This window comes from Micromonospora sp. RL09-050-HVF-A, from assembly GCF_019374995.1.
GTDB lineage: Bacteria > Actinomycetota > Actinomycetes > Mycobacteriales > Micromonosporaceae > Micromonospora > Micromonospora antibiotica.
Window position 1 is genome coordinate 302,103 of the sequence record NZ_JAGKQP010000002.1, and the last position, 23,179, is coordinate 325,281.

The window sequence follows — 23,179 nt, forward strand, 5'->3', positions numbered from 1 at the left end:
GCGACCCATGCCCGACCAACCCGGCATCGACGCCTACGCGGCCTACCTCCCGGCGTACGCGCTCGACGACAACAGGCTCGACCCGAGCGGCCCGGCCCGTGCCGGCGGCCGTGCCCGCAGCGTCGCCGGCTACGACGAGGACGCCGTCACCATGGCCGTCGAGGCGCTGCGGCACGTCGCCGCCGACACCCCGGCCGGGCGGCACCTGCTGCTGGCCACCACCAGCGCCCCGTACGAGACGAAGACGTCCGCCGGGGTGGTCCACGAGGCGCTGGGCCTCGACCCCGGCGTCACCGCCCTCGACCTGCGCGGCCACCGGGCCGGCGCGTCCGCCCTCGACCTGGTCCTGCGGGGTGTCGCCACCGCGGCCCTGGCCGACGTGCGCACCACCCGGCCCGGTGCCCCCGACGAACTGGCCCAGGGGGACGCCGCCACGGCGTTCGTCGGCGGCTGGCGGGCCGCCGTGCTCCTCGCCCGCGCCGGCCACACCACCGAACTGCTGGACCGCTGGCGGCTGCCCGGGGAACGGCACGACCGGGTCTGGGACGAACGGTTCACCGCCGAGATCCTCGTCGCCGCCGGCCTCGACACCGCCCGCCGGGCCCTGGCGCAGGCGTCCCTCGACAGCGTCGACCAGGTGGTCGTGTCGTCGTCGAATCCCCGTGCGGCGGCGACGCTACGCAAGGCGCTCGGCGGCACCGGGCAGGACGCGACCGTCGAACGGGCCACCGGCTTCACCGGGGCCGCCCACCCCGGGCTGCTGCTCGCGGACGCCCTCGACGAGGCGGAACCCGGGCAGACCATCCTGCTGCTGTCGGCCACCGAGGGCGCCGACGCGTTCGTGCTGCGGGTCGGCGACGGGGTCCGCGCCGCCCGGGGCGGGCCGACCGTCCGCGCCCAGCTCGCCGCCCGGCAGCGCCTCGGCTACGGCCGCTACCTGCGCTGGCGGGGACTGCTCGACGTGCAGGGCCCGGCCCGGCCGGCCGCCCCGGCCCCGGCCGCCCCGCCCATGCACCGCCGGGCCGGCTGGAAGTACCGGCTGGAGGGCAGCCGCTGCGACGCCTGCGGCCGGGTCACCACACCCCCCGGCCGGGTCTGCGCCTCCTGCGGCACCGCCGGGTCCGGCACCGCCCCGGTGTCGCTGCGCGACCGCACCGCCAGGGTGGTCTCGGTGACCCGCGACCACCTGACGACCATGCCGGAACCGGAGGTCGCGATCGTCGTCGCCGACGTCGACGGCGGCGGCCGGCTCAGCGCGTACGCCACCGACGTGGCACCCGGCGACGTGGCGGTGGGGATGGCGATGGCCCCCACCTTCCGCCGGCTCTGGACCACCGACTCGATCCACAACTACTTCTGGAAGCTCCGCCCGGCACCCGCGGACGCCGCGCCAGGGAAGGACACCGCCGATGGCCAGTAGGCGCACCACCCACGACGTCGCGATCGTCGCGATGGGCTGCACCCCGTTCCGGGACCACTGGAACTCCTCCGCCGACGACCTGCTCGTCGACGCCGTGCAGGAGTGCGTCGGGTCGCTGCCCGACGTCACCCTCGACGACGTCGACGCGTTCTGGGTCGGCACCCAGGGCTCGGGCATGTCCGGGCAGACCCTCGCCCGCCCGCTGCGGCTGACCGGCAAGCCGGTGACCCGGGTGGAGAACTACTGCGCCACCGGCTCGGAGGCCCTGCGCAACGCCGCCTTCGCCGTCGCCTCCGGCGCGTACGACATGGTGATGGCGACCGGGGTGGAGAAACTCAAGGACTCCTCGTACTCCGGGCTGTCGGCGGTCTTCCCACCCGCCGACGGCACCGACGTCGACTGGACCGCCCCGGCCGGATTCTCCCTGCTCGCCCCCGCCTACCAGGCGGCGTACGGGATCGACGAGCGACAGATGCGCGCCGCGATGACCCGGGTAGCGGTGAAGAACCACGCCAACGGGGCCCGCAACGACCGCGCCCAGTTCCGTCGGGCGGTGACCACCGAGACGGTCGAGCGGTCCCCCCGCATCGCCGGGCAGCTCGGCGTCATGGACTGCTCCGGCGTCTCCGACGGTGCGGCGGCGGCGATCCTGGTCCGGGCCGAGGACGCCCACCGGTACACCGACAAACCGGTCTACCTGCGGGGGATGAGCTTCGTCGCCGGCTCCGGGTCGGGTCTGGCCGCCGACGGCTACGACTTCACCACCTTCCCCGAGGTGGTCACCGCCGCCCGCGAGGCGTACGCGCAGGCCGGGGTGACCGACCCGGCGGCGCAGATCTCGCTGGCCGAGGTGCACGACTGTTTCACCCCGACGGAGGTGGTGCTGATGGAGGACCTGGGCTTCTCCGCCCGCGGCAAGGCGTGGCGGGACATCCTCGACGGCCGCTACGACGCCGACGGGGCGTTGCCGGTCAACACCGACGGCGGGCTCAAGTCGTTCGGCCACCCGATCGGCGCGACCGGGCTGCGGATGATGTTCGAGTGCTTCACCCAGCTGCGCGGGGAGGCCGGGCCCCGACAGGTGCCCGACGCCCGGCTGGCGGTGGCCCAGAACCTCGGCGGGCAACCGGGCTCCTGCGTCGCGTTCGTGGCGGTCCTGGGGAACGAGCGATGAGCGCCCGGGTCACCCTCGACGGCCGGGTCGTCGTCGTCACCGGCGCGGGCAACGGCATCGGCCGGGCGCACGCGCTGACCCTCGCCGCACGGGGCGCGTCGGTGGTCGTCAACGACCTCGGTGGGACGGTCGACGGCTCCGGTTCCTCCGGCGCGGCGCAACAGGTCGTCGCCGAGATCCGCGCGGCCGGCGGCACCGCCGTCGCCTCCACCGACTCGGTGGCCACCGCCGCCGGTGGTGCGGACCTGGTCGGCCGGGCGATCGACACGTACGGCCGGCTCGACGCGGTCATCCACAACGCCGGCATCCTGCGGGACCGGACGCTGGCCAAGATGTCCGACGAGGACGTCAGCGCGGTGCTCGACGTGCACCTGGCCGGGGCGTTCCACGTGCTGCGGCCCGCCTGGCCGCACCTGGTCGCCCAGGGCTACGGCCGGATCGTGCTGACCAGTTCGTCGTCCGGCCTGTTCGGCAACTTCGGTCAGGCCAACTACGGCGCCGCCAAGACCGGCCTGATCGGGCTGATGAACGTGCTCGCGCTGGAGGGCGCCCGCCGGGGCATCCTGGTCAACGCGATCGCGCCGACGGCGGCGACCCGGATGACCGAGAACCTGCTCGGCGAGTTGACCGACCGGTTCGACCCGCAGCACGTGGCCGCCGTGGCGACCTTCCTCGCCTCGGAGCAGTGCCAGCTCAACCGGCACATCCTCACCGTCGGCGGCGGCCGGGTCGGGCGGATCTTCCTGGGCGTCACCCCCGGCTGGTACGGCGGGACCGCGCCGGCCTCGCCCGACGACATCCTCGACGCGGTGGACGAGATCTGCCGACTCGACGACTTCATCGTGCCGGGCAGTGGCGCCGACGAGGTCACCCTGATCCAACGGGTCCTCGGCGGGCCGTCCGGACCGTCCGCCTGAACCGCGAACCCCATCGGAAGGCAGGCATCATGCCGGTCAGCGAAGTGCACCACGTGGCCATGACCGTCTCGGACGTCGACCGCGCCGCGGACTTCTACGAACGCGCCCTGGGCTACCGCCGGACGCTGCGTACCGACGTCGGCGGGCCGGGGATCGAGGTGTCGCTGGGGTTGCCCGCCGGCACCACCGGCCGGGTCCAGTACCTCCAGGGCCCCAGCCGGGTCGGCCAGCTCGAACTCATCGAGTGGAACGGCGTGAAGACCCGCACCGCCACCGCCGGTCACCTGGAGCTGGGCACCTTCCTGCTCAGCTTCGAGGTGCCGCGCGACGAGCTGGACGACCTGCACCGGCGGCTGACCGAGCTGGGCGCGCAGTGCCTGTCCGCGCCCAACCGGGTGCTGCTGGACAACTACGGGTACATCACCGCGTTCGCCGCCCGCGATCTCGACGGCAACCTGCTGGAGTTCGTGTCGTTGCCGTCCCGGGAGGAGATCCTGGCCCGGCGGCGGGGGAGCGGCGACTGATGGGCGGCAGCAACTTCACCGAGACGCTGCGTCGCCAGGCGTTGCGCCGCGCCGACGCCGAGGCCCTGGTCGACGGGACCACCCGCTGGTCGTACGCCGAGTTGGACGCCGACGTGGACCGGCACGCCGCGGCCCTGCGCGACGCCGGCATCGCCGACGGCGACCTGGTCGGGGTGCTGGGGCGCAACACCGCCACCTACGTCATCGAGCTGTTGGCGCTGAGCCGGCTCGGCGCGGTCTCGGTGCCGCTGAACTGGCGGCTGCACGTCAACGAGCAGGCGTACGTCATCGACCAGGCCGGCGTCACCGGGCTGCTCTACGACGACGACTTCGCCGCCGACGCCGCCCGGCTGGCGGCCACGACCGGGCTGCGGACGCTGGTCGCCAACGGCGACACGGTCGTCGGTGACGCCCGACGGCTGGCCGACCTGCTCGCCGGTCAGCCACCCGGCGTCCGGGTCGCCGACGCCGACAAGGGCCCCGCCGACGTGCACCGGCTGCTCTACACCTCGGGCACCACCGCCCGCCCCAAGGGGGTGGTGCACACCTGCGGGAACCTCACCGCGAACCACTTCGCGCAGGTCCTCGAACTGGAGTTGACCGCCGCCGACCGGATCCTCGTCTCCGCGCCGCTGTTCCACGTCAGCGGGCTGGAGGCGCCGGGCCTGGCGACGTTCGTCGCCGGGGCGACGATGGTGCTCACCCCGACGTTCAAGCCGACCGACATCGCCCGGATCGCCGCCGAGGAACGGATCACCGGCCTGGTGCTGGCCGCCCAGATCCTGTTCGGCCTGCTCGACCTGGACGACCCGCCGGACCTCGGTGCGCTGCGCTACCTGCTGTTCGCCGGGGTCGCGCCGAGCGTGCGGCAGGAGGTGAAGCGTCGGCTGCCACACGTCCGCCTGATCGACACCTTCGGCATGACCGAGCTGTGCAACGGCGTCTGTTACCTCGACGCCGCCCACGAGCAGAGCAAGCTGGGCGCGCTCGGGGCACCGTTCCCCGGGGTGCAGATCCGCATCGTCGACGAGCACTTCCGGCCGGTCGGCCCGGACGTCGAGGGGGAGATCATCGTCCGGGGGGAGAAGGTGTCGCCCGGCTACTGGAACGACGACGAGGCCAACCGGCGCAGCCGGCGCGACGGCTGGTTCCGCACCGGCGACGTGGGCCGCATCGACGCCGACGGCTACCTGTGGTTCGTCGACCGCCGGGCCGACCTGATCAAGTCCGGTGGGGAGAACATCGCCAGCGCCGAGATCGAACGGGTCCTCGCCCAGCACCCCGACGTCGCCGAGGTCGCCGTGATCGGGGTGCCCGACCCGCAGTGGGACGAGGTGCCCAAGGCGTTCGTCATCCTCCGTGGCGGCGCGAGCGCCACCGCCGAGGAGCTGCGCGCGCACTGCCGGGCCGAACTGGCCTGTTACAAGGTCCCCCGGCACGTGCAGCTGGTGACGTCGTTGCCGCGCAACGACTCCGGCAAGGTGCTGAAGAAGGCGCTGCGCGAGGCGGCGGTGTCCGGGTGAGCACCGCGAACCTCGCCGCGATGCTGGCCGGTAACGCCCGCCGGTTCGCCGACGCCGACGCGCTCGTCTTCGCCGACCGCCGGTGGACCCACCGGCAGCTCGACGACGACGTCAACGCCCTGGCCGCCGGTCTGGCCACCGAGGGGGTACGCCGGGACGCCCGGATGGCGGTCGTCGCGGACAACGTCCCCGAGTTCCTCCTGCTCTGCCTGGCCCTGGCGAAACTCGGCGCGGTCGTGGTCCCGCTGAACTACCGGCTCACCGCGGGGGAGCTGGCCCGGTTGCTGGCGCACGCGCGGGTCGGGGCGGTCGCCACCGTGCCGGAGTTCGCCGCGCTCACCGCCGCCGCCCTCGCCGACCTGCCGCAGGTACGCCGGTTCGCGCTGGAGCCGATCGACGACGGCTGGACCGACGTGCGGGCGCTCGTCGCGGCGCACCGGGGCGCGCGGGTCGCCGACGCCGACCTCGACGACGCGGCCCTGCAACGGATCGTCTACACGTCCGGCACCACCAGCCTGCCCAAGGGGGTGCTGCTCACCCACGGCAACGTGAACCGGAACATGCACGCCCAGATCGTCGAGCTGGGGCTGCGGCCGACGGACCGGATCCTCAACGTCGCGCCGCTCTACCACGTCGGCGGCACCGACCTGCCCGGCTTCGGCATCTGGCACGTCGGGGGCGCCATGGTGCTGCACCGCCGGTTCGTGCCGGCGGCCGTGCTGCGGGCGATCGAGACGGAACGGATCACCGGCATGGTGGTCGCGGCGACCATGCTGGACCTGGTCCGCCGCGAGCCCACCGCCGCCGCCGCCGACCTGTCGTCGGTCCGCTGGCTGATCTTCTCGCAGGTCACCTCGGCGCTGTTCGGGGTGGCCCGGGGGCTGTTCCCGAACGCCCGGCTGATCGAGGGGTACGGCCTGACCGAGACGTGCAGCGGGCTGACCTACCTCGACGCCGCGCACCAGGAGTCCAAGCAGGGGTCGGTGGGGCTGCCGGTGCCGTGGGTCCAGGTCCGGGTGGTCGACCCGGACGGTGCGGACGTGCCGGTCGGCGTGCCCGGTGAGGTGGTCGCACGCGGGCCGAAGGTGAGCCCCGGCTACCTCGACGATTCTGCGGCGACCGCCGCCGCGTTCCGGGACGGCTGGTTCCACACCGGTGACATCGGCTGTTTCGACGCCGACGGTTACCTCTACATCCGTGACCGGCTCAAGGACATGATCCGCAGTGGTGGGGAGAACATGTCCAGCGCCGAGATCGAGAACGTGCTGGCCGACCATCCGCTGGTGCTGGCCGCCTCGGTGGTGGCCGCCCCGCACCCGGTGTGGCAGGAGGTGCCGGCCGCGTTCGTGGTGGCCCGGCCGGGGTTGACGCCCGAGGCGCTGATCGCGCACGCCGGGCAGCGGTTGGGTCGGTTCAAGGTGCCCAAGGAGGTCTACCTGGTGCCGGAGTTCCCCACCAACCCGTCCGGCAAGGTGCTCAAGCGGACCCTGCGGGAGCTGCGTTCGACCCTGCGCCCGGACTGGACGTACGACGACGCCCGGCGCGACTGAGCCGCTCGCCGGGTCGGGCGGGCCGCCCCGGCGTCACCTGTCGGTGGCGGCGTGGCGCAGCAGGGCGAGGGTGTGCACCAGGGCGAACCGTCGGGTGCCCCGGCCCAGCTCGTCCCACGGCTTCTTCCAGGTCATCCGCCGGGCGACGTCCCACGCGGTGTCACCGTCGCGGGCCAGGCCCCGGACCGTCGCGACCTCGTCGCGGTGGAACGCGGTGAGGGCCTGCGCGCGGGCGGCGACGCCGCGGTAGGGGAACTGGTGGGCGGGGCAGGCGATGGCGGCCCCGAGGTCGCCGATGCGGGCCAGCGTGCCGAACAGGTCGGCGGCCGGGTCGTCGTCGGGGCGGCTGACGATGGCGAGTTGGGTGGGGCCCTCGGCCATCATCGTGTCACCGGTGAACACGAGGCCCCGGGAGTCGACGTAGACGGTGTGGCCGTAGGTGTGCCCGGGGGCGGGCAGGGCGCGGACGGTCACGTCGCCGAAGCGGAATTCGGTGTCGTCGGCCACGGCCACGTCGAGCCGCAGGTCCTCCCGGTGCACGGCGACGGCGACCGCGTCGGCGTACATGGCGGCGACGACGTCGGGCGGGGCGCCGGTCAGCTCGAGTGCGGTGCGTACCTGCTGGAGGAAGGTGCCGCGCCGCCGGTGCATGGTGGCAAAGTCGTCGGCCGCGCCCATCACCACCCGCGCGCCGGAGGCGGTGCGTACCCGGTCGGCGAACCCGACGTGGTCGGGGTGGTTGTGGGTGAGCAGGACCGCCGTGATGGTGTCGACCCGCTGGCCGATGGCGACCAGCGACCGTTGGAACGACGCCCAGCAGCTCGGGTGGTCGTAGCCGGCGTCGACGAGGACGGGGCCGTCGCCGGTGGTGATCAGGAAGACGGTGATGGACCGCAGGGCGCTGCCGTGCAGGGGGACCGGGATGGCCCAGACACCGTCGACGACCTGGGCGGGGACCGGCACCTGGCGGGCCCGCCAACTGGCGGCGTGGGCGTCGATCGCGGGTCTGGACATCGTCGGGAGGCTCCCTTACTGTTGGACACCAACATACCGGATGGTCGGAATCTAGCTCAAGGAGTCCGATGAGCGAGGAGCGGACCGGGTTCCGGCTCTGGGCAGCCGCGGAACCGGACCTGTGCGCGATCGTGACCGCCGATGACCGGCGGATCTCCTACGGTGACCTGTTCGCCGAGGTCAACCGGATCTCGCACGGGCTGCGTACCCACGCGGGCCTGCGGCCCGGCGACACCGTCGCGGCGGTGATGACCAACAGCCCCGGCCTGGTCGCGCTCTATCTCGCGGCGATGCAGTCCGGGCTCTACCTGGTCACCCTCAACTACCACCTCACCGCGCCCGAGGTCGGCTACATCCTCGCCGACAGCGCCGCCCGGGTGGTGGTGGGCTCCGAGCGGGTCGAGGACGTGGTGGTCGACGCCGCCGGTGCCGCGCCCGACATCCAGGTCTTCGTCGACGGCACGCCCCGCACCGACCGGGCCCGACCGCTCTCGGCGCTCACCGCCGACATGTCCGCCACCAGCCCGGCGCAGACCCCGGCCGGGTCGCTGATGATGTACACCTCCGGCACCACCGGCCGGCCCAAGGGGGTCAAGCGTCCGCTCAGCGGCGTCGACGCGGACACCGGCGCGCTGACCTACGTCTGGTTGTTCCGGGAGTTCGGCATGGAGCGCGACGCGTTCGCGTCCTGGCTGGTGTCGGCCCCGATGTACCACTCGGCCAACATCACCCCGGCGATGGGCGCGCTGCACGCCGGCGGCACGATGGTGCTGATGGACGGCTGGACGCCGGAGGGCTTCCTGCGCCGGGTCCAGGAGCGTCGGGTCACCGGCACCAGCATGGTGCCGACCCACTTCTACCGGTTGCTGCAGCTGCCCGAGGTGGTCCGCGACCGCTACGACGTCTCCTCGCTGCGCTACGTGCTGCACGGCGCGGCACCCTGCCCGCGCGAGGTCAAGCAGCGCATCCTCGACTGGTTCGGCCCGGTGGTCTACGAGTACTACGGCTCGACCGAGGTCGGCACCACCGTCGCGCGACCCCACGAGTGGCTGGCCCACCCGGGCACGGTCGGCCGGCCGGCCTCGATCTCCACCCTGCGCATCCTCGACGAGCTGGGCAACGAGGTGCCCGTCGGACAGACCGGCATCGTCTACATGCGCCAGGGCGACGACCGGGTCGAATACCACAACGATCCCGGCAAGACCGACGGCGCGCGCCGTGACGGCCTGCTGACCGTCTGGGACGTCGGCCACGTCGACGCCGACGGGTTCCTCTACATCACCGGCCGTGCGGCCGAGCTGATCCTGGTCGGCGGCGTCAACGTCTACCCGGCCGAGATCGAGGCGGCGTTGATCGGCCACGACTGGGTCGCCGACGTCGGGGTCGTCGGCACGCCCGATCCGGAATTCGGCGAGGTTCCCCAGGCCCATGTCGTGCTGGCCGACACCGCGCCCGACCCGGAGGAGGCACTGGCGGAGCTGCGCCGTTACCTCACCGAGCGGTTGGCCAAGCCGAAGCGTCCGCAGTCCTACGTCGTGCGCGACGCGCTGCCCCGCGACCCGAACGGCAAGCTCTACAAGGCCCGGCTCACCCGCGCCGGACAGGCCGGCGCGTGACCGGCGACATCGACGACCAGGTGGGAGGTGGGCATGGACTTCGCTGACAGTGACACCGACCTGGCGTTCCGGCGCGAGGCCGGCAGGTGGCTCGACGGGGCGCTGGCCGACGTGCCCGACCAGGAGGAGCTGACCCAGGACGAGCGGGAGCACTGGTCGCGGGTGTGGCAGGACCGGCTCTGCGCCGGCAACTGGGCCGGGCTGTCCTGGCCGGTCGCGCACGGCGGCCGGGGGATGGATGCGCTGGCGCAGGCCGTCTTCAACGAGGAGGCCGCAGTACGCGGTGCCCCGTACCCGCTCAACGGAGTGGGCATGATGCTGGCCGGGCCGACGATCATCGTGCACGGCACCGACGCCCAGCAGGCCCGGCACCTGCCCGGCATCCTGCGTGGCGACGAGTACTGGTGTCAGGGCTTCAGTGAGCCCGGCTCCGGGTCGGACCTGGCCAGCCTGACCACGGCGGCGACCCGGGTCGACGGGGGTTGGCGGATCAACGGGGCCAAGATCTGGACGTCCAACGCGCACAACGCGTCGAAGTGCCTGCTGCTGGCGCGCACCGACCCCGACGCGCCGAAGCACCGGGGCATCACCTACTTCCTCGCCCCGATGGACGGGTTCACCGTCCGGTCACTGGTGATGATCAACGGGGACACCGAGTTCAACGAGATGTTCCTCGACGACGTGTTCGTCGCCGACGACGACGTGCTCGGCGGGGTCGGCAACGGCTGGACCGTCGCGCTCACCACGCTCGCGTTCGAACGCGGCAGCATGGCGCTGAACCTCTGGGTGTGGGCCCGCCAGGCGGTGGACCGGCTGATCGACGTCGCGGTCGAGCGGGGCGTGGCCGACGACAGCGCGTTCGCCGACGCGGTGGGCGCGTTGCAGTGCGACGCCGAGGCGGTCCGGATCGGGTCGATGCGGATGCTGGGCGAGAGCCGGGCCGGCGGCGTACCCGGGCCGGAGACCTCGGCGCTCAAGAGCCTGTGGGCCCGGGTGGTGCAGCACGCCAACCGGCTCGCCGTGCAGCTCGACGAGGCCGGCGGGGTGCTGGTCGACGGCGACGGCGCCGCCGCCCGGATGCGCCGCTACCTGCGGGCCCGCGCCCACACGATCGAGGGCGGCACGGAGGAAGTCCAGAAGTCGATTCTCGCGGAGCGGGTGCTGCGCCTGCCCCGCTCACGCTGAGCGGAGTGGTCTGGTGCGTGCGACATTCACCGAGGAACAGCGGGAGATCGGTGCGACCGTGGGCGCGCTCGCGGACGCCGACCGGGGCACGGCCCGCGAGTTGCAGGTCGGCCCGTGGCGGGCCCCGGTGGCTGACGGTCCGCTGCTGCGGGACTTCGGGCTGCTCGGGGTGCCCGAGCCGGCCGGTGGCATCGGGTCGGGCCTGATCGACCTGCTGGTCGCCGTGGAGGCGCTCGGTGGGCGGCTGGTGCCGAGCCGGTTCCCGGCGCACGCGGCGGCGGTCCAGCTGCTCTGCGGCGACCAGCGGCGCACCGGTCCGCTCCCCGACGAGGTGCTCGACGGTCGCCGGGTGCTCACCCTGGCCGTCGACGTGCCGGGCAGCTCCGGGTGGGCCGACGGGGTGGCGCCGGACCCGCTGGTGCGGACCCTGGTGCCGTACGCGGCGCAGGCCGACGGCGTCGTCGCCCTCGGCCCGGACGGGGTCTGGTTCGCCGACCCGGTCCGGACCACCGCGCGGCAGTCGGTGGACCCGTCGGTGCCGCTGTCGGACCTGACGGTGGCCGTACCCGAGCGGACACAGCCCGCCGGAACCGGCCCGCTGCGGGCCGCGCTGGTGGTGGCGGCCGAGCTGTGCGGGGTGGCGCAGGGGGCGATCGACCTGGCCGCCGAGCAGGCCCGGACGCGCCGGCAGTTCGGTCAGGTGATCGGCGCGTTCCAGGGGGTCGCGTTCCCGTTGGCCGAGGCGGCGACCGCCCGCAAGGCGGCGTGGGACCTGACCCTGTACGCGGCGTGGGCGGTCGACACCGGTCGCCCGGACGCCGGGGTCCAGGTGCACGCCGCGAAGGCGGCGGCCGGGCAGGCGGCGGTGTTCGCCGCGGAGCGGTGCATCCAGGTGCACGGCGGGATGGGCATCACCATGGAGGCTGACCCGCACCTGTTCCTGCGCCGGGCGTTCGTGCTCGACGCCCGGTGCGGTCGGGGGTCGTGGCACCGGCGACGGACCGGGGAACTGCGTATCCGGGCACGTCGGGCCGGGCGGGGCTGACCTGCGGAAGTCTTGCCGGGCACCAACCCGGGCAGTAACATACCGTCTGGTCGGAATAAATGAGGAGAAGGCCGTGAAGTTCGGAATCATGAACCTGTTCCCGGTGGCCGACGGCGCATCGGACCACCAGGTGCTCCGAGAGACCCTCGACGAGATCCAGCTGGCCGACGAGCTGGGCTTCGACTCGATCTGGCTCGCCGAGCACCACTTCTCGAAGTACGGCATCCTCGGCAGCCCGGTGAACTTCGGCATGGCCGTCGCCGAGCGGACCCGGCAGATCACCATCGGCACCGCCGTCCTGGTCCTCCCGCTGCACCACCCGCTGCGGCTGGCCGAGGACATCGCCGCCCTCGACGTGCTCAGCGGCGGCCGGGTCTCCATCGGCGTCGGCCGCGGCTACCAGCCCGCCGAGTTCGCCGGCTTCGGGGTGCCCCTGGCGGAGTCCAAGCAGCGCTACCAGGAGACCCTGGATATCCTGCGGCTCGCGCTGTCGCAGGAGAACTTCTCCTACCACGGCGAGATCTTCCACTACGACAACGTCACCACCTACCCGAGGCCGTTCACCCCGGGCGGGCCGCCCATCCTGCAGGGCACGGTCTCCCCCGAGAGCTTCCGGGAACGCGGCGCGGTCGGCGAGTCGATCATCACCTCACCGAACTTCACGCCGTTGGGCATCATGCAGAAGAACTTCGCCCTCTACCGGCAGAGCATGCGGGACAACGGCTTCGACATCTCCACCTACGACCTGCCGTTCATGCAACAGGTCTGGTGCGGCAACAGCGAGGAGGGCCTGCGCGCGGCGGCCCAGGCGGCGATGAACTACTACAAGTCCGTCGGCAAGGTCATCCCCGGCTCGGAGGACGCCATCGCCCAGGAGCGGTCCTACTACGCGGCCGTCGCCAAGAACATCGAACTGCTCACCCTGGAGCAGACGCTGACTCACGGCGGCAACTTCGGCTCCGCACAGCGCGTCATCGACACCATCGAGATGCTGCGCGAACAGCTCGGCATCAACCACTACATCGGCTGGCTGCGGATCCCGTCCCTGGACCGCAGGGCCGCGCTGCGCTCGATGGAGGAGTTCGCCGACAAGGTCATCCCGCACTTCCGGGCCCAGGACCGCGCCGCCGAGCGGGTAGCCACTCCTGAGGCGGTCGCCGGGTGAAGATCAGCTGCTTCCTGAGCGCCCAGTTCGACCCGTCGGCGTCGGCCACCGAGGGCATCGACGGCGTACTGGCCCAGGCCGCCGCCGCCGAGGCGGCCGGCTTCCACGCCGTCTACCTCGGCCACCACTACCTGGCCCGGTCGGCGTTCGTCCAGCCCATCCCGCTCGCCGGCTACCTCGCCCACGCCACCTCCCGGGTGCGGATCGGGTTCGGGGTCCTGCTGGCCCCGCTGCTGAACCCGGTCGCCCTCGCCGAGGACCTGGCCTCCCTCGACCTGCTGTCCGGTGGCCGGTTGACCGTCGGCATCGGCGCCGGCTACCGCCGCCGCGAGACCACCGCGTTCGGCGTCGCCTGGGAGGACCGGCTGCGGCGACTGCGGGAGTACGTGCCGATGCTGCGCGCCCTGTGGAACGGCGAGACGATCGACGCCGCCGGCAGCTGGGGCGAGGCCCCCGGCGCGTCCCTGGCGCTGCGCCCGGTCCAGCCCGGCGGCCCACCGCTGTGGATCGGCGCGTTCGCCGAACCCGCGATCCGCCGCGCCGCCCGACTGGACGCCCCATGGCTGATCGGCCCCAAGGGCGACGACGCCGAGCTGGCCCGGCTGCTCGGCATCTACCGGGCAGACCTGGCCGAGCGCGGCTTCTCCCTGGACCGGGAGTACCCGATGAGCCGCGAGGCGTACCTCGGTGACAGCTACCCGGCGGCCGTCGCGGCCGTCCGTCCGCATCTGCAACGCCAGTACGCGGGCTACAAGTCGTGGGACGACGCCCAGTCCCTCGACCTCGACCGGTACCTCGCCGAGGACTGCCTGGTCGGCTCGGCCGACGAGATCGTCGCCAAGCTGCGCCGCTGGGAGAGCGAGCTGGGCATCACCGAGGTCTCGCTGCGTCACCAGTTCGTCGGCGCGGGCCAGGACGAGGCGATGGAGCAACTCGCCCGCTTCGGCGCGGAGGTCATCCCGAGGCTCGCCGCGACCGCCCCCGGGGTGACCCGGTGAGCGCCGGTGGTCGGGCGGGCACCGGTGGTCGGGCGGGCATCGGTGGTCCAGCGGGCGTCGGTGGCCTAGTGAGCGCCGGTGGCCCGGTGGATGAGGGTGACCCGGTGAGCGCCGGCAACCTGGCCGGCATCCTGGAGGGCCGGTGCGCCGACCGGGCCGACCTGCCCGGCCTGTACGGCGAGGACGGCGGGTCGTGGACGTTCGACCAGATCGACCTGCTCGCCGGGGGTGTCGCCGCCGCGCTGCGGGCCGAGGGCGTCGGCCCCGGCGACCGGGTCGCCTGCTACCTGACCAACGGGCCCGAGATCGTGTTCCTGCTCTTCGGGGCCTGGAAGATCGGCGCGGTGCCGGTCACCGTCAGCAGCCTCTACAACGCCGCCGAGCTGGCCGAGTCGGTGGCCAAGACCGCGCCCCGGCTGCTGCTGGTCGACGACCGTCGCCCCGACGTGGTCGCCGCGTTCCTCGCCACCCGGGCCGCCGCCGGAGACGCCACCCGGGCCGCCCCGGGGACGACGGCACCGGGGCGGGTGACGTCGCCGCAGGGCTCCCGGTGCGCTCCGTCACGGCGTCGCTGGCCGGGGTGCCGGCGTTGCCGTGGCGGCGGGAGGTGCGGGTCACCGGCGTCGAGGTCGGGCCGGAGGCCGAGGCGTGCATCCTGTTCACCGGCGGCACGACCGGGCGACCGAAGGCGGTCAGTGTCACCCACGGCGGGACGCGGGAGTCGCTGATGCGGCTGGCCCGGGTCACCACCGGCACCGGGGCCGAGGGCACCGCCGCGCCGGACGCCAGGCCGAACCTCATCGCCCTGCCGCTGTTCCACAGTGGCGGCCAGCACGCGCTGCTGTTCGCGTACTTCGTCGGCCGGCCGGCGGTGGTCTGGGAACGCTTCGGCGTCGACCGGCTCGCCGACCTCATGGCGCGGTTCGGGTTCGACAACCTCTTCCTGCTGCCCACCATGGTCTTCGACATCGTGCACGCCGACCGGGACCTGCCGTTCGCCGGGGTCAAGTCGGTCCTGGTGGCCGGGCAGGCGATCTCCTGGCCGGTGCGGCGCGCGTTCGAGGAGCGCTACCGGGTGCCCATCCTGGTCAACTACGGCTCGACCGAGGCCGGGCACATCGCCGGCTGGACCGGCCGGGACATGAAGGCCGGCCGGTGGAAGCCCGGCTCCGCCGGCCGGGTCTACCCGGGCGTCGAGCTGGAGATCCGCGACGACGCCGGCACCGCGCTGCCGTCCGGCGCCCAGGGTGAGGTGGTGGTCCGCTCCGCCCTGACCCGGGGGTACGTCGACGACGCCGCCGCCTCGGCCGAGCTGGTCCGCGACGGGTGGGTGCACACCGGCGACATGGGCTACGTCGACGCCGACGGGGTGCTCTTCCTGGTCGGCCGCAAGCGGGACATGATCAAGTGCGGGGGTTTCCAGGTCTGGCCCGAGGAGATCGAGGACGAACTGCGGGCCCATCCGCTGGTGCGCGACGTCCGGGTGCTCGGCCGCCCGGACGACCGGCTGGGCGAGATTCCGGTGGCGCTGGTGGTCCGGGCCACCGACGGCACGGTCGACGACACCGACCTTGCCGCGCGGCTCGTCGCGTACGCCCGGGAGCGGCTGGCCCACTTCAAGACCCCCCGGCGCATCGAGTTCGTGCCGGCCCTGGAACGCAGCGCCACCGGCAAGATCAGCCGCGTGGCGGACCCGGCGGCGCAGCCGGCCGGGGCCGGGGCGACGGTGCCGTCGCCCGACCCGACCGACGCCGACCGCGCGGCGGCCGCCGCACCGGCGGCGGACAGCGTCGCCTCCGTGGCGGTGTCCCGGCCGGACGACGGCCGGACCAGCCGACCGACAGCTAGGGGGAGCCGATGAGGTTCGGCATCATGGCGTCGCACCAGTACCCACCCGGCGACGACCTCCGCCGGCACCTCGACGACCTGTTCGGCACGGTCGAGCTGGCCGCGGAGCTGGGCTACGACTCGGTGTGGACGATCAACCACTTCCAGTCCAACCTGGCCACCCCGCAGCCGATCTCGATGCTGGCGAGCCTGATCCCGCGCTCGGGGGACATGCTGCTCGGCACCGGCATCCTGCTGCTGCCGATGTTCCACCCGGTGCACGTCGCCGAGGAGTTCGCCACCCTGGACCACCTCTCCGGCGGGCGGGTGGTCCTCGGCGTCGGTGCCGGCTACCGGGACAACGAGTTCGCCGCCTTCGGGGTCGACCCGGAAACCCGGTTCCGTCGGTTCGACGAGAGCCTGCGGCTGATCCGGGCGCTGTGGACCGGAAAGCCGGTCACCCACGACGGGGAGTTCTATCCGCAGGTCGACGCCACCATCGGCATCCCGCCGCTGACCCCGGGCGGCCCACCGATCTGGATCGGCGCCGGCGGCAAGAAGGCCGTCCGTCGGGCCGCCCGGCTCGGTGACGCCTGGTACGCGCCGGGCAACTCCCCGAGCCGCCGGTTCCTGCCCGAACACCTGGCCGTCTACAACGAGGCGCTGGCCGAGTACGGGCGGGACCCGGCGACGGTGCAGCGGCCCGTCGGCGTGGAGCTGTACTGCGCGCCGAGCACCGAACAGGCCGTCGCGGAGGCGCTACCGCACGCCCGGGTCGAGTACTCGACGTACGCCGAGTATCCGGCGCTGCGCTGGCAGCGGGACCGCTTCGACGAACTGGTCCGCAACACGCTGCTGCTGGGTTCGCCCGAATTCCTCGTCGAGCGGATCAGCGCGCTGCGGGACCTGGGCTTCGACCACCTGATCTTCCGTCCCGGGTGGCTCGGGATGCCGACCGACAAGCTCCGCGCCTCGCTGCGGCTGTTCGCCGCCGAGGTGATCCCCGCCTTCCGTCCCACCACCTGACCTAAGGAACCCGCCGTGAAGAAGACCGAAGCCGAGCTGCTGGAAAGCCAGTGGGACGTCGAGAACATGGAGGTCGACCCCGAGGTCCTGGCGAAGTACGTCCGCTACGACGTCGACGAGGAGCGGGCCGTCGCCACCATCACCTTCGACCGCCCGGAGCGACTCAACGCCATCCCGGTGGCCGCCTTCGAACGCGTCGGCGACCTGGTGAAGGAGGCCGAGACCGACGACCGGGTCAAGGTCATCGTGTTCACGGGGGAGGGGGAGCACTTCGGCACCGGCGCCGACGCCGCGGAACTCGGCCACTACATCGGCTACAAGACCGGCACCGACAAGGCGTCCCGGCGGCGACCCGCCCAGCGCCAGCGCATCCTGCCCGACCGCAACGTGCTCAGCTCCGGCTTCACCCGGCCGATCATCGAGTCGCTCAAGGCGACCATCTGCCAGGTGCAGGGCTACTGCTACGGCGGGCACTTCCAGATCGCGCTCTCCGCCGACATCGTCATCGCCTCCCCGGACGCCCGGTTCACCCACCCGGCGTTCCGCTACCTCGGTCCCGCCCCGCAGGACATGTACCACTGGATCGAGAAGGTCGGCCTGACCACGATGAAGGACGTCATGCTCACCATGCGGGCGATCGGCGCCGAGGAGGGTGAGCGCAAGGGCCTGGTCACCAAGGTCGTACCCCGTGAGGACCTGCAACGTTGGGTCGACGACTACGCCGACGCGATCGCGGTGATGCCGCTGGACTCGCTGATGATGGGTAAGTCGATGATGCAGGTGGTGATGGAGGCCCGGGGCAAGGGTCTCGGGGCGATGACGGGTTGGGTCGGGCACGGCTGGGCGACCAACGTCAGCTTCGCCGAGGGGGACTGGAACTTCCTCAAGGAGCGCCGGGAGAAGGGCATCGGGCAGGCGCTGGCCGACCGGGACCGGCTCGTCGCCCCGTACTTCCGGCTCAGCGACAGCCGGTCGCGGGAAGAGTAGGCGACGGCGTGAAGTTCGGCATCCTGCTCGACCACCAGTACGCCCCCGGCGACGACCTGGGCCGGCGCATCGGTGAGACCGTCGAGTACGTCCAGCACGTCCGCGACCTGGGCTACGACTCGGTCTTCGGCATCCACCACTACCTGTCGTCGCTGAGCACCCCGCAGCCGCTGCCGCTGCTGAGCCGGCTCATCGACCACTCCGGGACGATGCAACTCGGCACCGGCATCCTCATCCTGCCACTGGGCCACCCGGTGCACTGGGCCGAGGAGATCGCCACCATCGACCAGATGTCCGGTGGCCGGTTCGTCCTGGGCATCGGGTCGGGCTACCGGGACGCCGAGTTCACGTCGTTCGGTATCGAACGGCGTACCCGGGTGTCCCGGATGAACGAGGCCCTCGCCGTGATGCAGCAACTGTGGACCGGGGAGCCGGTGCACCACGAGGGCAAGCACTTCACCCTGGACGGGGTGCGGTGCAGCGTACTGCCGGTGCAGCGCCCGCACCCGCCGGTCTGGGTGGGCGCCAACGGCCCGACCGGCATCGCCCGGATCGCCCGGCAGGGGCTGCCCTGGCTGGCCCCGTCCAACGTGCGCCGCAACTGGGCCGTCGGCAACCTGGCCGACTACCGCGAACAGCGACGGGCCGCCGGCTTCGACGAACGGGACGCGGTCTTCCCGATCCACCGGGACCTGTGCGTGGCCGACTCCGCCGACGCCGCGTTCGCCGTCGCCGGTGACGCGGTGAAACGCTCCTACGGCGAGTACGTCCAGTACGGCATGGACTTCTTCGAGTCGCAGTGGGACGCGATCAAGGAAAAGGCGCTCTTCTTCGGCTCGCCCGACGACATCGCCGCCAAGATCCAGGATTTCGCCGACGCCGGCTACAACCACTTCGTGTTCCGGGCCCAGTGGCTCGGCCTGCCGATCGAACGGTCGATGGAGATCGTCGAGCGGTTCGCCCGCGAGGTCATGCCGAGGTTCCGCCCATGAGGATCGGTCACGTGATCGTCCCCGCCGACGACCTGGACGCCCAACTCGCCTTCTACACCGCGCTCGGGTTGACCGTGAAGTTCCGCGACGGCGACCGGTACGCCGCGGTCACCGACGGCACGGTCACCATCGGCCTCGCCGACGCCACCCAGCAACCCGTCGCCGGCCGCACCGTGCTCAGCATCCAGGTCGACGACCTCGACGCCTGCCTGGCCCACCTGATCGCCGCCGGCGCCACCGCCACCGACCCGGTGACCGGCCCCCACGAACGCCGGGCCCTGGTCACCGACCCCACCGGCACCCCCCTGACCCTCTACCAACCCCACCCCTGACCACCCCACCCCAAACCCACCCCCACCCCGCTCCTGCTCCGGTGATCAAGAGAAAAGCGTCAGGAATGATCTCCACGATGACGTAAACCTCTTGATCAACTGACACAAATCTCTTGATCACCGCGACGGCGGGGCAGTGCGTGGGGCGGGAGGGAGGGCCGGCGGGACGGAGATCGGGACTGTGTGGGGCGGGCGGTGGGACGAGAAGGAGACGTACGTGAGTGTGAGTGACGAGCTGCGGGACCGTACCGTCGGCGTGCTCGGCGGGACCGGGCCGCAGGGGCGGGGGTTGGCCCGGCGCTTCGGGGCGGCCGGGTTGGACGTCGTGCTGGGGTCGCGGGACGCCGGGCGGGCCGCGCAGACGGCCGCCGGGTTGCCCGGCCGGGTCCGGGGCGGGTCGAACGCCGACGCCGCCGCGCAGGCCGACATCGTGGTGGTCGCGGTGCCGTGGGACGGGCATGCCGAACTGCTCACCACGCTCGCCCCGGCGCTGGCCGGGAAGATCGTCGTGGACTGCGTGAACCCGCTGGGCTTCGACAAGCAGGGTGCCTATGCCCTGCCCGTCCCGGAGGGCTCCGCCGCCCAGCAGGCCGCCGCGATCCTCACCGGGTCGCGGGTCGTCGCCGCGTTCCACCACGTCTCCGCCGTACTCCTGGAGGACCCGGATCTCGACACGGTCGACACCGACGTGCTGGTGCTCGGCGACGACCGGGAGGCCACCGACCTGGTCCGGGCGCTCGCCGACACCATTCCGGGGGTACGGGGCGTGTATGGCGGGCGGCTGCGCAACGCGCACCAGGTCGAGGCGTTCACCGCCAACCTCATCTCGGTCAACCGGCGCTACCGCGCCCACGCGGGCCTGCGGATCACCGACGTGTGATCCGGTCCGGGCAGAGGGAGCAGACGGCACCGATCTCCCCCCGGACCACCGCAGGGGTCACGGTCACCCGGTTGACCCCTGCACCCGGTCCGTCGACCCCGTCGGTCCTTGACCCCGTCGGTCCGTCGACCCCTGCACCCGGTCCGTCGGTCCGTCGACCCCGTCGGTGAGGTACCCCCGTCGGTCAGGTGACCCCACCCGTCGACCCGCCGGTGCGCTGGCCCCGGCGTTGCGTGTCCGCATCGGGGCGGCGCGGGCGACGGGGTCGCTCAGTACGCGTAGGTGACCGAGACGGTGGCGTTGGGGCAGCCGCCGGCCAGGCTGGTCAGGGCGCTCCTCTCGACGCTGTCCACGGTGAGCCGCCAGCGGATCTTGGTGGCCACCCATTCGGTGACGTACCGGCACCGGGCGGCGGCGTACGGCGGCAGCCAGCTGGCCGGGTCCTGGTCGCCCTTGGACTGGTTGACGTTGTCGGTGACGGCGGCCAGCGGGCGGCTGTCACCGAGATCGTTGGCGTACGCCTGGCGGCGGCTGGTGCTCCAGGTACGCGCGCCGGAGTCCCACGCCTCGGCCAACGGCACCATGTGGTCGATGTCGAGGTCACCGGTGGCGGTCCAGGAGGCGTCGTCGTAGTAGGAGTACCAGCGTCCCCCGGTCAACGTGCAGGTGCCGGTGACGGTGGGCGCGCTGACCGCCTCGGCGAGCAGCACCTCGTTGCGGGTGGTGCAGCCGTCGCCGTCGGCGTCGATCCAGTGCGGGAAGAGGTCGCGGCTGTAGCCGGTGCGGTTCTCGGCGGCGACGGGCAGGCCGGCGACGGCGGTGGTCAGCGGGGCGGAGTAGCCGGCGGCCTCGGCGGGGTGGGCGAGGCCGAGCGTGGCGGCGAGGACCGCGGTGGGGATGGTCGCGGCGGCACGCAGGCGTCGGTTCATGGGTGCTCCGTCCGGTCAGATGCGGCTCCGTTGCCACATGTATAGACGGAAGTCGAATGGTCGGTCTACCGGTCGTTGCGTGAACGGTGGCGGAAATCGCCGGTCAGCGTCGGGCCGGCAGCCGACCCAGCTTGTCCGGGTTGACCACCAGCAGGAGCCGTTCGATGCCCCGGGCCGAGGTGTCCACCGTGATCAGGGTGACCGGGCGGTCGGTGGCGACCAGTACCGCCGGGCCGCCGTTGACCTCGACCAGGTCGACCGTCGTCGCCCGCCAGTACTTGCGTCGCACGTTGTCCAGGAAGTTCGTCACCCGGGCCACCCCGCACACGTCCAAGCGGGCCGCGTGCACCCGGCCGCCGCCGTCGGCACGGGCCACCACGTCGGCGGTGAGCAACCGTTCCAACGTGGTCAGGTCGCCGTCGCGGGCCGCGCCGAGGAACGCCCGCGTCAGCTGCCGCCGTCGCTGCGGCGGGGCGGGCGCGGACCCCGCCACGGCAAGGTGCCGCCGGGCCCGACTGGCCAGCTGCCGGGCGTTCGGCTCCGACGTGCCGAGCACCTCGGCGATCTCCCGGTACGGGTAGTCGAACGCCTCGCGCAGCACGTACGCGGCCCGTTCGGCGGGAGCCAGCCGTTCCAACAGCAACAGCACCGCCACGTCCAACGCGGCCGCCCGTTCCGCACCGAGGGTCGGGTCGGCACTCGTGTCGACCGGCTCGGGCAACCACGGCCCCACGTACGTCTCCCGGGTGGCGCGGGCGGAGGTGGCCGCGTTCACCGCGAGCCGGGTGGTCGTCGTGGTGAGGAAGGCCGCCGGGTTGCGTACCCCGCTGCGGTCGGTGCCCTGCCAGCGCAGCCACGCCTCCTGCACCACGTCCTCGGCTTCGACGACGCTGCCCAGCATCCGGTAGGCCAGCCCGAACAGCCTCGGCCGCACGTCGAGGAACGCGGCCAGGTCGGCCGCCGCGACGGCCGGTGGCTCGTCGGCGGCGGCCCCGGTCGTCATGGACCCACCGTAGGCGGTACGCCGCAGGGGCCCGACGTCACCCGACGCCGGGCCCCCGCAACGGGTCAGCGTGCGCGCCACTGCGCCAACCGGGTGCCACCGGTACGGGCGGCGTCGCCGAGCGGGACCAGCGACTGCTCCGCCAGCAACGCCCCGAAGTAGCGCCCCTGCGGGTCGGTGACCACCGGCCGGGGGTCACCGGCGGCGGTCAGCGTCTCCCGGCCCAGCTCGTCCAGGCGCAACCGCTGCGGCCCGGCCAGCTCCACGATCCCGTCGACCGGTGCGCCGGCCGCGATCTCGGCCAGCGCCGTCACCACGTCGTCGGCGGCGATCGGCTGGATCAGCGCGGGCGGCAGGCGTACCTCGTCGCCCGCCACGGCGGACTCGACGATGGCCGGCACGAACTCGAAGAACTGGGTGGCGCGCACCACCGTCCACGGGATGTCCGCCCCGGCGATCAGCGCCTCCTGCGCCACCTTGGCCCGCATGTAGCCGCTGTCCGGGATGCGGTCGGCGCCGACGATCGACAGCGCCACGTGGTGCCGTACGCCGGCCTTCGCCTCCGCCTCCAGCAGGGTGCGGGTGGACGTCTCGAAGAACGTCAGGACGGCGGTCTCCTCGAACGACGGCGAGTTCGACACGTCCACCACGACGTCGGCGCCGTCGAGCGCCTCGGCCACCCCCGCGCCGGTGAGCGTGTCCACCCCGGTACGGGGGGAGGCGGCCACCGTGTCGTGGCCCTGCTGCCCGAGCAGCGCCACCAGCCTGCTGCCGATCAGTCCGCTGCCCCCGATGACGACGATCTTCATGGTCGGTCCACTCCCTGTCTGCCCGTGGCGGTCCCACCGCCCCTGCACCACCAACGACCGGGCAGACCCCCGATCCGTGACAACTCCGGCCCGGCACGCCGTCCACCTGGCGGTTTGCCTACCGCAGCCGGGCCGCCGACGCCACCCACGCGGGTCGCTGGCCTGCGGTCACCCGTCCGTCGCCGGGCTGCTGCACCGGTCACCCCCGTCCGTCGCCGGGCCACCCCGCCGGGCATCCCGTCCGTCGCGGGGATGCCGTGCTG

22 protein-coding genes are annotated in these 23,179 nt (G+C 73.0%); 18 read left to right on the forward strand and 4 right to left on the reverse strand.

Translation table 11 applies throughout. The features are described from left to right. Window positions 1-7 precede the first annotated feature (7 nt). Genes J7462_RS01640 through J7462_RS01665 form a run of 6 tightly spaced genes read left to right on the forward strand, consistent with a single transcriptional unit; the run spans window position 8 to window position 7,108 of the window. Window positions 8-1,420, forward strand: a complete 1,413-nt coding sequence (locus J7462_RS01640; protein WP_219460770.1) for a zinc ribbon domain-containing protein — start codon at window positions 8-10, stop codon at window positions 1,418-1,420. Beyond that, window positions 1,410-2,594, forward strand: coding sequence for an acetyl-CoA acetyltransferase (locus J7462_RS01645; RefSeq protein ID WP_219460773.1), 1,185 nt, complete (start codon window positions 1,410-1,412; stop codon window positions 2,592-2,594). The genes J7462_RS01640 and J7462_RS01645 overlap by 11 nt, the downstream gene beginning before the upstream one ends. Continuing rightward, window positions 2,591-3,511, forward strand: a complete 921-nt coding sequence (locus J7462_RS01650; protein ID WP_219460776.1) for an SDR family NAD(P)-dependent oxidoreductase — start codon at window positions 2,591-2,593, stop codon at window positions 3,509-3,511. Before J7462_RS01645 ends, J7462_RS01650 begins: the two co-directional genes overlap by 4 nt. Window positions 3,512-3,540: 29 nt before the next feature. Continuing rightward, on the forward strand, window positions 3,541-4,035 hold the full coding sequence (locus tag J7462_RS01655) for a VOC family protein (protein WP_219460777.1): 495 nt from the start codon (window positions 3,541-3,543) through the stop codon (window positions 4,033-4,035). Continuing rightward, window positions 4,035-5,558: a class I adenylate-forming enzyme family protein gene (locus J7462_RS01660; protein ID WP_219460779.1), complete on the forward strand. Its 1,524-nt coding sequence runs from the start codon at window positions 4,035-4,037 to the stop codon at window positions 5,556-5,558. Before J7462_RS01655 ends, J7462_RS01660 begins: the two co-directional genes overlap by 1 nt. Further along, entirely contained in the window at window positions 5,555-7,108 is a 1,554-nt protein-coding gene (locus tag J7462_RS01665; RefSeq protein WP_219460784.1) for a class I adenylate-forming enzyme family protein, read from the forward strand. Before J7462_RS01660 ends, J7462_RS01665 begins: the two co-directional genes overlap by 4 nt. 33 nt (window positions 7,109-7,141) lie before the next feature. On the opposite strand, the gene J7462_RS01670 is transcribed toward J7462_RS01665, so the two are convergent. Next, window positions 7,142-8,122, reverse strand: a complete 981-nt coding sequence (locus tag J7462_RS01670) for an MBL fold metallo-hydrolase (RefSeq protein WP_219460789.1) — start codon at window positions 8,120-8,122, stop codon at window positions 7,142-7,144. A 68-nt stretch (window positions 8,123-8,190) separates the two neighbouring features. On the opposite strand from J7462_RS01670, the gene J7462_RS01675 reads away from it, so the two are divergent. The 12 genes from J7462_RS01675 to npdG all read left to right on the forward strand — a co-directional run bounded on the left by J7462_RS01675 (window position 8,191) and on the right by npdG (window position 20,175). After that, entirely contained in the window at window positions 8,191-9,738 is a 1,548-nt protein-coding gene (locus J7462_RS01675) for an AMP-binding protein (RefSeq protein WP_219460792.1), read from the forward strand. A gap of 33 nt (window positions 9,739-9,771) precedes the next feature. Further along, window positions 9,772-10,923: an acyl-CoA dehydrogenase family protein gene (locus J7462_RS01680; RefSeq protein ID WP_219460794.1), complete on the forward strand. Its 1,152-nt coding sequence runs from the start codon at window positions 9,772-9,774 to the stop codon at window positions 10,921-10,923. Window positions 10,924-10,936: 13 nt separating this feature from the next. Further along, entirely contained in the window at window positions 10,937-11,968 is a 1,032-nt protein-coding gene (locus tag J7462_RS01685) for an acyl-CoA dehydrogenase (protein WP_219460797.1), read from the forward strand. Window positions 11,969-12,041: 73 nt separating this feature from the next. Beyond that, complete coding sequence (locus J7462_RS01690) at window positions 12,042-13,133, forward strand: LLM class flavin-dependent oxidoreductase (RefSeq protein ID WP_219460801.1); 1,092 nt, start codon at window positions 12,042-12,044, stop codon at window positions 13,131-13,133. Further along, window positions 13,130-14,131, forward strand: a complete 1,002-nt coding sequence (locus tag J7462_RS01695) for an LLM class flavin-dependent oxidoreductase (protein ID WP_219460803.1) — start codon at window positions 13,130-13,132, stop codon at window positions 14,129-14,131. The genes J7462_RS01690 and J7462_RS01695 overlap by 4 nt, the downstream gene beginning before the upstream one ends. 104 nt (window positions 14,132-14,235) lie before the next feature. Next, window positions 14,236-14,859: an AMP-binding protein gene (locus J7462_RS31650; protein ID WP_308290690.1), complete on the forward strand. Its 624-nt coding sequence runs from the start codon at window positions 14,236-14,238 to the stop codon at window positions 14,857-14,859. Next, a complete protein-coding gene (locus tag J7462_RS01700; protein ID WP_255598028.1) occupies window positions 14,787-15,992 on the forward strand; it encodes a class I adenylate-forming enzyme family protein in 1,206 nt (401 codons plus the stop codon). The genes J7462_RS31650 and J7462_RS01700 overlap by 73 nt, the downstream gene beginning before the upstream one ends. After that, complete coding sequence (locus J7462_RS01705) at window positions 15,989-16,984, forward strand: LLM class flavin-dependent oxidoreductase (protein ID WP_219460808.1); 996 nt, start codon at window positions 15,989-15,991, stop codon at window positions 16,982-16,984. The genes J7462_RS01700 and J7462_RS01705 overlap by 4 nt, the downstream gene beginning before the upstream one ends. Window positions 16,985-16,999: 15 nt before the next feature. After that, window positions 17,000-17,971, forward strand: coding sequence for an enoyl-CoA hydratase/isomerase family protein (locus J7462_RS01710; RefSeq protein ID WP_208566406.1), 972 nt, complete (start codon window positions 17,000-17,002; stop codon window positions 17,969-17,971). Window positions 17,972-17,979: 8 nt separating this feature from the next. Continuing rightward, window positions 17,980-18,963, forward strand: coding sequence for an LLM class flavin-dependent oxidoreductase (locus J7462_RS01715; protein ID WP_219460811.1), 984 nt, complete (start codon window positions 17,980-17,982; stop codon window positions 18,961-18,963). Then, window positions 18,960-19,295: a VOC family protein gene (locus tag J7462_RS01720; RefSeq protein ID WP_219460814.1), complete on the forward strand. Its 336-nt coding sequence runs from the start codon at window positions 18,960-18,962 to the stop codon at window positions 19,293-19,295. Before J7462_RS01715 ends, J7462_RS01720 begins: the two co-directional genes overlap by 4 nt. A gap of 217 nt (window positions 19,296-19,512) precedes the next feature. Continuing rightward, complete coding sequence (gene npdG / locus J7462_RS01725; protein WP_219460834.1) at window positions 19,513-20,175, forward strand: NADPH-dependent F420 reductase; 663 nt, start codon at window positions 19,513-19,515, stop codon at window positions 20,173-20,175. 269 nt (window positions 20,176-20,444) lie between these two features. Here the strand turns inward: npdG and J7462_RS01730 are convergent, their stop codons facing one another. The 3 genes from J7462_RS01730 to J7462_RS01740 form a co-directional block, all read right to left on the reverse strand. Next, on the reverse strand, window positions 20,445-21,104 hold the full coding sequence (locus J7462_RS01730; RefSeq protein ID WP_208566402.1) for an HNH endonuclease family protein: 660 nt from the start codon (window positions 21,102-21,104) through the stop codon (window positions 20,445-20,447). Window positions 21,105-21,207: 103 nt separating this feature from the next. Next, the gene (locus J7462_RS01735; protein ID WP_219460839.1) at window positions 21,208-22,107 is read right to left on the reverse strand and encodes an RNA polymerase sigma-70 factor; all 900 of its coding nucleotides are present in this window, start codon (window positions 22,105-22,107) and stop codon (window positions 21,208-21,210) included. A gap of 65 nt (window positions 22,108-22,172) precedes the next feature. Beyond that, window positions 22,173-22,916 carry an SDR family oxidoreductase gene (locus tag J7462_RS01740; protein ID WP_219460842.1) on the reverse strand — a complete coding sequence of 248 codons (744 nt, stop codon included), beginning with the start codon at window positions 22,914-22,916 and terminating at the stop codon, window positions 22,173-22,175. Window positions 22,917-23,179 lie beyond the last annotated feature (263 nt).